7 protein-coding genes are annotated in these 7593 nt (G+C 72.5%); 5 read left to right on the plus strand and 2 right to left on the minus strand.

The window, feature by feature from the left end:
* Positions 1-99: 99 nt before the first annotated feature.
* Entirely contained in the window at positions 100-2226 is a 2127-nt protein-coding gene (locus ACZ4VT_RS37110; protein WP_467955767.1) for a serine/threonine-protein kinase, read from the minus strand.
* Positions 2227-2332: 106 nt separating this feature from the next.
* On the opposite strand from ACZ4VT_RS37110, the gene ACZ4VT_RS37115 reads away from it, so the two are divergent.
* The 5 genes from ACZ4VT_RS37115 (at position 2333) to proC (ending at position 5773) form a co-directional block, all read left to right on the plus strand.
* Positions 2333-2635 carry an SH3 domain-containing protein gene (locus ACZ4VT_RS37115; protein WP_467955768.1) on the plus strand — a complete coding sequence of 101 codons (303 nt, stop codon included), beginning with the start codon at positions 2333-2335 and terminating at the stop codon, positions 2633-2635.
* A gap of 92 nt (positions 2636-2727) precedes the next feature.
* Positions 2728-3258 carry a hypothetical protein gene (locus tag ACZ4VT_RS37120; RefSeq protein ID WP_467955769.1) on the plus strand — a complete coding sequence of 177 codons (531 nt, stop codon included), beginning with the start codon at positions 2728-2730 and terminating at the stop codon, positions 3256-3258.
* Between the two features lie 74 nt (positions 3259-3332).
* Positions 3333-4130: an ABC transporter ATP-binding protein gene (locus tag ACZ4VT_RS37125; RefSeq protein ID WP_467955770.1), complete on the plus strand. Its 798-nt coding sequence runs from the start codon at positions 3333-3335 to the stop codon at positions 4128-4130.
* Positions 4127-4864: an ABC transporter permease gene (locus ACZ4VT_RS37130; RefSeq protein WP_467955771.1), complete on the plus strand. Its 738-nt coding sequence runs from the start codon at positions 4127-4129 to the stop codon at positions 4862-4864. Before ACZ4VT_RS37125 ends, ACZ4VT_RS37130 begins: the two co-directional genes overlap by 4 nt.
* Before the next feature lie 99 nt (positions 4865-4963).
* Positions 4964-5773 carry a pyrroline-5-carboxylate reductase gene (proC, locus tag ACZ4VT_RS37135; RefSeq protein WP_030720587.1) on the plus strand — a complete coding sequence of 270 codons (810 nt, stop codon included), beginning with the start codon at positions 4964-4966 and terminating at the stop codon, positions 5771-5773.
* A gap of 46 nt (positions 5774-5819) precedes the next feature.
* Here proC and trpS read toward each other — a convergent pair whose 3' ends face one another.
* Positions 5820-6818 carry a tryptophan--tRNA ligase gene (gene trpS / locus ACZ4VT_RS37140; protein ID WP_467955772.1) on the minus strand — a complete coding sequence of 333 codons (999 nt, stop codon included), beginning with the start codon at positions 6816-6818 and terminating at the stop codon, positions 5820-5822.
* Positions 6819-7593: the final 775 nt, after the last annotated feature.

The following is a 7593-nucleotide window of genomic DNA, read 5'->3' on the forward strand; positions in this document are numbered from 1 at the left end:
CCCCCCCCCCCCCCCCCCCCCCCCCCCCCCCCCCCCCCCCCCCCCCCCCCCCCCCCCCCCCCCCCCCCCCCCCCCCCCCCCCCCCCCCCCGCCGCCGTCTCACCACCCGCCCGGATCCCCCGCCGCCACCGCGAACACCGACCCGTCGGGGGCGCCCCCGAACACCCGCCCGTCCCCGACGACGGGCGCGGGCAGCGTGGACACGTACGTGTGGCCGCCGTCGGCCATCCTCGGCTTGGTCTGGCCCGCCGGCCGGCCGTTTCCCGCGTCGACGGCCAGCAGCCGCCCGTCCGGCGCCGTCAGGTACACCCGGCCGTCGGCGACCACCGGCCGGGAGGCCACCGTCACGCCCGTCTCCAGCCGCCACTCCTCCTTGGCGGGGCCGACCGCGACCAGCGCGCCGGAGGTTCCGGACAGGTACGTGACCCCGCCCTGGCCGACCGTCGCCTCCGCGTCGAACAAGGGCGCCGCCAGGCGCACCCGCTGCACCGTGCCCGTCGCGAGGTCGGCGCGTACGACGGCGGTGGTCCTGGAGGACGCGTCGAGATCCATCAGGTACAGCCCGCCGTGCGCCGCGCCGACCGGCCGCAGCCGTCCCGCCGTCCGGAGCTGCCGGCTCACCGTCCCGCTCGCGGGATCGACCGCGGCGAGCTGCGTGGACCCGCCGGTGCCCTCGGGCGTGGCCACGTACAGTCCGGGCGTTCCCCCCTCGGGGCCGCCACCGGTCCACCACACGGAGCCGACCCCACCGATCTGCCGGGTCCAGCGGGGCGTGCCGTTCGCGGCGTCCAGCGCGGTGACGCCGCCCGTCGTCCCCACGAGCAGGACCTGCCCGCCCGTGGCCACCACCTGTGAGCCGTCCGGGAGCTTGTGCCGCCAGCGCTCCGTCCCCGTGCCGGGATCCAGCGCCCGGAGCGTCTCGCTGCCCGGCACCACGACGAGGACCTGCCCGCCCGCGTGCAGCGGCGCGCTCACGGCCGTCGTCCCCTTCGCGGGCGCGGTCGCCTCCACCGCCCACACCGCCGAGCCGTCCGCCGGGTCGAGCCGGGTCGCCGCGAGGCCCGGTCCGGCGCAGTAGAGGGCCGCCGCCTGCCAGGAACAGGCGCCGATCCGGCTGCCCGCCCCGGGCGCGCCCAGGGGGACCGTCCACGGGGCGAAGGTCTTCTGCGGCACCGGATCCGCCTTCGCGGCGATCTGGGCGGGCGGCCCGGCCGTCGTCCCGAACCGCACGTACCCGCCGACCGCCGCGCCCACGAGCAACAGCCCGGCCCCGGCCCCGACCGCCAGCCGGACCCGCCGCCGGCGCGGGGCCTTCGGCTCGGTGACGACCCGCTCCCTCCGGTGGGTGAGCAGCTCGGCCTCGTCGGGCTGCCGCGGCCGGGGGATGAAGGTCTGGGTGTCCTCGGCGGTCGGGTACGCGATCGCCCGCATCTCGGCGATCAGCTCCCCGGCGGTGGGCCGCTCCGCCGGTTCCTTCGCCAGGCACCGGGCGACGAGCCCCGCGAGCTGCGGCGGCAGCCCGGTCAGATCGGGCTCGCTGTGCACCACCTGGTACGCCACCAGGTAGTGGCTGTCCGAGTCGAACGGCCCGTGCCCGGTGGCCGCGTGCACGAGCACGGCGCCCAGGGCGAAGACGTCCGCGGCCGTCCCCACCTCCCGCGGCCGCTGGAACTGCTCGGGCGCCATGTACGGCGGGGTGCCGATCAGCTTGCCCGTCTCGGTCCGCAGGTCGCTGTCGGCCGGCCGCGAGATCCCGAAGTCGATGACCCGCACTCCGTCGGGGGCCATCAGCACGTTGCTGGGCTTCAGGTCCCGGTGCACCACTCCCGCCCGGTGGATGTCCCGCAGCGCCTCGGCCAGACCGGCGGCGAGCCGGGCCAGTTCGACGGGGTCCAGCACCTGTTCCCGTACCCGTTCGGCGAGCGTCGGCGCGTCGATGAACACGGTGGCCATCCACGGCCGTTCGGCATCCGGATCGGCGTCCACGACGGGCGCGGTGAACGCCCCGCTCACCCGCCGGGCGGCGGCGACCTCCTGCCGGAAGCGGGCCCGGAACTCCGGATCCACCGCGTGCTCGGGGTGCACGATCTTGACGGCGAGTTTCAGCCCCGAGCCGGACGTGGCCAGATGGACGACGCCCATCCCTCCGGAACCGAGCACCGATTCGAGCCGGTACTGCCCGGCGTATTCCGGAAAGCCCACGTAGTCCGCGCGCAGCGAATGCACCGCTCACCACCCCCGCCGGAGCCTAGTCGATGACCCCTGCGCATCTCCAAGGTCCTGCTACCCTGCGCGAGTTGCGCAGGGCAACGCCCATGGGGGGAGATTTCGCATGTCGGTGGAGAACGATTCGAGCCAAGTCCAGAGCCTCACCGCCGGCTCCGGCTACCCGTCGTACCCGGTCGCGCCCGGTTCCCGGCTGAACGTCCGCAGCGGCCCCGGCACCAACTACTCCGTCGTCGACGTCCTGCCGCTCGGCGCGACCGTCACGCTCCGCTGCCAGTGCGAGGGCACCACCATCTCGGGCCCGTACGGCACGACGGATATCTGGGACTGCATCGGCAACGGCCGGTTCGTCTCCGACGCGTACGTGAAGACCGGCAGCGACGGCTACGTGGTCACGCACTGCGGCTAGGCCGCAGACCTGGGCCGGGTTCCGTCCGCGGACCCCGTCTGACACGTGAGACACACCCGGCCCGGCCGGCCCGGCGGGAGATAATCGCTGCTGTGAGCGACGACCAGCGAGACCAGACCCCGACCGAGCCGGCCGCGCAGGCCCCGGCCCCCACCGGCCCGGAGCCCGAGCCGATCCCGTTCTTCGGCACCACCTGGGTGAACCACGACGGCGGCTACGCCCTGCGCCGCGCCGGCGCCGCCATCGGCTCGCTGGTCACCGCCGTCTCCGCCGCCGTCCTGCTGCGCCTGTCCTACGAGGGCCTGGAGATCGGCAACGTCGGCCCCTTCCTCAGCATCTCGGTCGTCGTCCTCTTCGCGATCGCCAGTTCCATCGCCTTCGTCAAGACCTGGGACTCCTTCAGCCGCCGCCCCGCCCCGTCCTCCGACGAGGCCGCCCTCAAGGGCCTCAAGGCGATCGGTTTCATCGGCTCCCTCATCGCGTACTTCCTGCGCTGCCTCGCCGAGGCCCCGGGGGAGAAGCTCCGCCGCGCCGAGTACGAGCGCGCCCGGGCCGACTTCGCCCGTCGCCGCGGCTCCCGTACGGGGAACCCGGCCGCGCGCCGCCCCAAGCGCAAGAAGTAGTCCGGGCCGGCCGCCCCCCTCTCGCTCCGCCGGGGCGATTGACGGCGGGCACCGCCAGGAGCATTATTCATCACATGATGAATAACCAGTCCGAGGGAGCCCCGGCCGCCGTGCACGCCCACGGCCTGACCGTCCGACGCGGAACCGGCCGCACCCCCCGCACCGTCATCGACTCCATCGCCTTCGATGTCCCCCGCGGCCGCATCACCGGCCTCCTCGGCCCCTCCGGCTGCGGCAAATCCACCCTCATGCGCGCCATCGTCGGCACCCAGGCCCACGTCACCGGCACCCTCGACGTCCTCGGCCGCCCGGCCGGCCACCCCGAGCTCCGCTCCCGCATCGGCTACGTCACCCAGGCACCCAGCGTCTACGACGACCTCACCGTCCGGCAGAACCTCGACTACTTCGCCGCGATCCTCGACCCCGGCCGCGCCGCCGCCGACCGCCGTGCCGCAGCCGTCCGCCAGGCCATCACCGACGTCGACCTCACCACCCACGCCGACGCCCTCGCCGGAAACCTCTCCGGCGGCCAGCGCAGCCGCGTCTCCCTCGCCGTCGCCCTGCTCGGCACCCCCGAGCTCCTCGTCCTCGACGAACCCACCGTCGGCCTCGACCCCGTCCTTCGCCGCGACCTGTGGAACCTCTTCCACGACATCGCCGCCACCCGCGGCGCGACGCTCCTCGTGTCCTCCCACGTGATGGACGAGGCCGAGCGCTGCCACGACCTCCTCCTCATGCGCGGAGGCCGCATCCTCGCCCAGGACAGCCCCGACGCCCTGCGCACCCGTACCCACTCCGCCACCGTCGAGGAAGGCTTCCTCCGCCTCGTCGACGAAGCCAACGCACTCGCCGCCCAGGAGACGACGCCGTGAACAGTGCCCGCACCACCGCCACCGCCGCCCGCGTCCTGCGCCAGCTCCGCCACGACCCGCGCTCCATCGCGCTGATGCTCCTGGTCCCCGTCCTGATGCTCACGCTGCTGCGCTTCGTCTTCGACGGCAGCCCCCGCACCTTCGACGGCACCGGCGCGTCCCTCCTCGGGATCTTCCCCCTCATCACCATGTTCCTGGTGACCTCGATCGCCACCCTGCGCGAGCGCACCTCCGGCACCCTCGAACGCCTCCTCGCCATGCCGCTCGGCAAGGGCGACCTCATCGCCGGCTACGCCCTCGCCTTCGGCGCCGTCGCCGTCCTCCAGTCCCTCCTCGCCACCGGCCTCGCCCTCTGGCTCCTCGGCCTCGACGTCGTCGGCTCCCCCTGGCTGCTCCTGCTCGTCGCCCTCCTCGACGCCCTCCTCGGCACGGCCCTCGGCCTCTTCGTCTCCGCCTTCGCCGCGTCCGAGTTCCAGGCCGTCCAGTTCATGCCGGCGGTGATCTTCCCTCAGCTGCTCCTCTGCGGCCTCTTCGCGGCCCGCGACACCATGCACCCGGTCCTCGAAGGCCTCTCCGACGTCCTGCCCATGTCCTACGCCGTCGACGGCATGACCCAGGTCCTCACCCACACCGACATGACCGCCGACTTCGTCCGCGACGCCGTGATCGTCGCCGCCTGCGCCCTGCTCGTACTCGCCCTCGGCGCGGCCACCCTCCGCCGCCGCACCCCCTGACCGCACTCCGGACAGCGCCTCCCCCTTCCCCGCCCGGGTGCAAGGATGAGGACGTATACGTAGCTCACGTGCAAGAACCGTTCGGCGAGGTGGATCGGGATGACCCAGACAGTCGCAGTCCTCGGTACCGGCAAGATCGGCGAGGCCCTGCTCAGCGGAATGATCCGCGGCGGCTGGCCCGCCTCGAAGCTCCTCGTCACGGCCCGCCGCGCCGACCGGGCCGAGGAGCTCCGCACCCGCTACGGCGTCGAGGCCGTCTCCAACGCCGAAGCCGCCAAGCGCGCCGACACCCTCATCCTCACCGTCAAGCCCCAGGACATGGCCAAGCTCCTCGACGAGCTCGCCCCGCACGTCCCCGCCGACCGCCTGGTCATCAGCGGCGCCGCCGGCATCCCCACCTCCTTCTTCGAGGAACGGCTCAGCCCCGGCACCCCCGTCGTCCGCGTCATGACGAACACCCCCGCCCTCGTCGACGAGGCCATGTCCGTCATCTCCGCCGGCAGCCACGCCACCGCCGAGCACCTCGCCCACACCGAGGAGATCTTCGGCGGCGTCGGCAAGACCCTGCGCGTCCCCGAGTCCCAGCAGGACGCGGCCACCGCCCTCTCCGGCTCCGGCCCCGCGTACTTCTACTTCCTCGTCGAGGCCATGACCGACGCCGGCATCCTCCTCGGCCTGCCCCGCGCCCAGGCCCATGACCTGATCGTCCAGGCCGCCATCGGCGCCGCCGTGATGCTCCGCGACAGCGGCGAGCACCCGGTCAAGCTCCGCGAGGCCGTCACCTCCCCGGCCGGTACGACGATCAACGCCATCGTCGAGCTGGAGAGGCACGGCGTCCGCGCCGCCCTCATCGCCGCCCTCGAAGCGGCCCGCGACCGCAGCCGCGAGCTCGCCTCCGGCAACAGCTGAGACACCCGTACCGGTGGGGGCCCGCACCACGCGGGACCCCCACCCGTCACGGCTCCAGCAACCCGATGGCCCGGTACGCCCGGTCCACCACCGGCCGCGCCAGCTCGCGGGCCCGCCCGGCACCCTGCCGCAGCACCTTCTCCACCTCCGCCGGATCGCAGACCAGCTCCGCATGCCGTTCCTGCACCGGCCGCAGCAGCTCGACCACGGCGTCGGCGACGTCCCGCTTCAGCGCCCCGTACCCGCTGTAGCCCCCGGCGAGCACGGCCGGATCACCCCCGGTACACGCCGCCAGGACGTCCAGCAGATTCGCGACCCCGGGCCGCGCCTGCCGGTCGTAGACCACCGCACCGTCCCCGCTGTCGGTGACCGCCCGCATCACCTTCTTGCGCACGACCCCGGGCTCGTCGAGCAGATAGACGATCCCCGCGCCGTTCTCATGGGACTTCCCCATCTTCGAGGTCGGCTCCTGCAGGTCCATGACCCGCGCGGCCACCGCCGGAAGCGTCGCCTTCGGCACGGTGAAGGTGTGCCCGTACCGCTGGTTGAAGCGCACCGCCAGATCGCGCGTCAGCTCCACGTGCTGCCGCTGGTCCTCCCCGACCGGCACCTCCTGGGTCTCGTACGCCAGGATGTCGGCGGCCATCAGCACGGGATAGGTGAGCAGCGACAGCCGTACGCCCTCCCCGGAGGCCTGCGCCTTCGCCGCCTTCTCCTTGTACTGGATCATCCGCCGTAGCTCCCCGTCGGTGGCGGTGCACTCCAGGAGGTACGCCAGCCGCGTGTGCTCGTCGACGTGGCTCTGTACGAAGAGCGTGCACCGCTGTGGGTCGAGGCCGGCGGCGAGCAGCAGCGTCGCCGCCTGCCGGCTCAGCCTCCGTACGCGCGCCGGTTCGTGTTCGACGGTCAGCGCGTGGAGGTCGACGACGCAGAACAGCGCCTCGTGCGGCTCCTGGTCGGTGGCGACCCACTGCCGTACGGCCCCCAGGTAGTTCCCCAGCGTCAGATGACCGGTCGGCTTGATCCCGCTGAAGATCCTCGTCATGTCCTGCTCTCCCTGTGTGTGAGTGGTGTCGGGGCCGCCGCGTCGCGGGCGACCGAGCCACTCCCGGGAGGGGAGAAACAAAAACGGCCGCCGTAGCGGCGGCCGTGAGCGCATGCGTGCTCGGGTGGATGGTCGGCCGCCGTCAGGCGGCCCACCAGCGAAGGCTGAGCGTGAGCGCATGCGTAGTCATGGGGGCCAGGGTAGAGGGCCGGGGATGAAGACGGGGTGAGTTTCGGCAGACCGCGCGTCGCCGGTCAGCCGGGGGTTGACACAGATGTGCCCGATCCGTAAGGTTCTTCGAGTTGTCCGAAGTGAGCGCCGACCTAGGTCGGTCCCCGGACAGCCATCCCGCACCACACATTCGAACGAACGACGCACTCCGTCGTCTTGTTTTCATGCGTATTTGCGAATGAGGAATCCGCGTCCGAGGACGCCGCCGCCGATTAGGTTCGGGGGCAAGGAATCCGCTACTGTCTCACTCGCCGAAGGGGCCAAACAGTCCCGAGGCAAAGCCCGCTGACTGGGAGTCAGGCCCGAAAGGATCTGATAGAGTCGGAATCGCCGGAAAGGGAAAGCGTGAAAGCGCAGGAACTGGAAAGCACCGAGGAAGTCGGACACGAAAGAGTCTGATAGAGTCGGAAGCGCAAGAACAGAACGAAAGCCCGGAGGAAAGCCCGAGAGGGTGAGTACAAAGGAAGCGTCCGTTCCTTGAGAACTCAACAGCGTGCCAAAAATCAACGCCAGAAGTTGATACCCCGTCCACTTCGGTGGATGA

This window comes from Streptomyces sp. NPDC029164 (genome assembly GCF_055563995.1).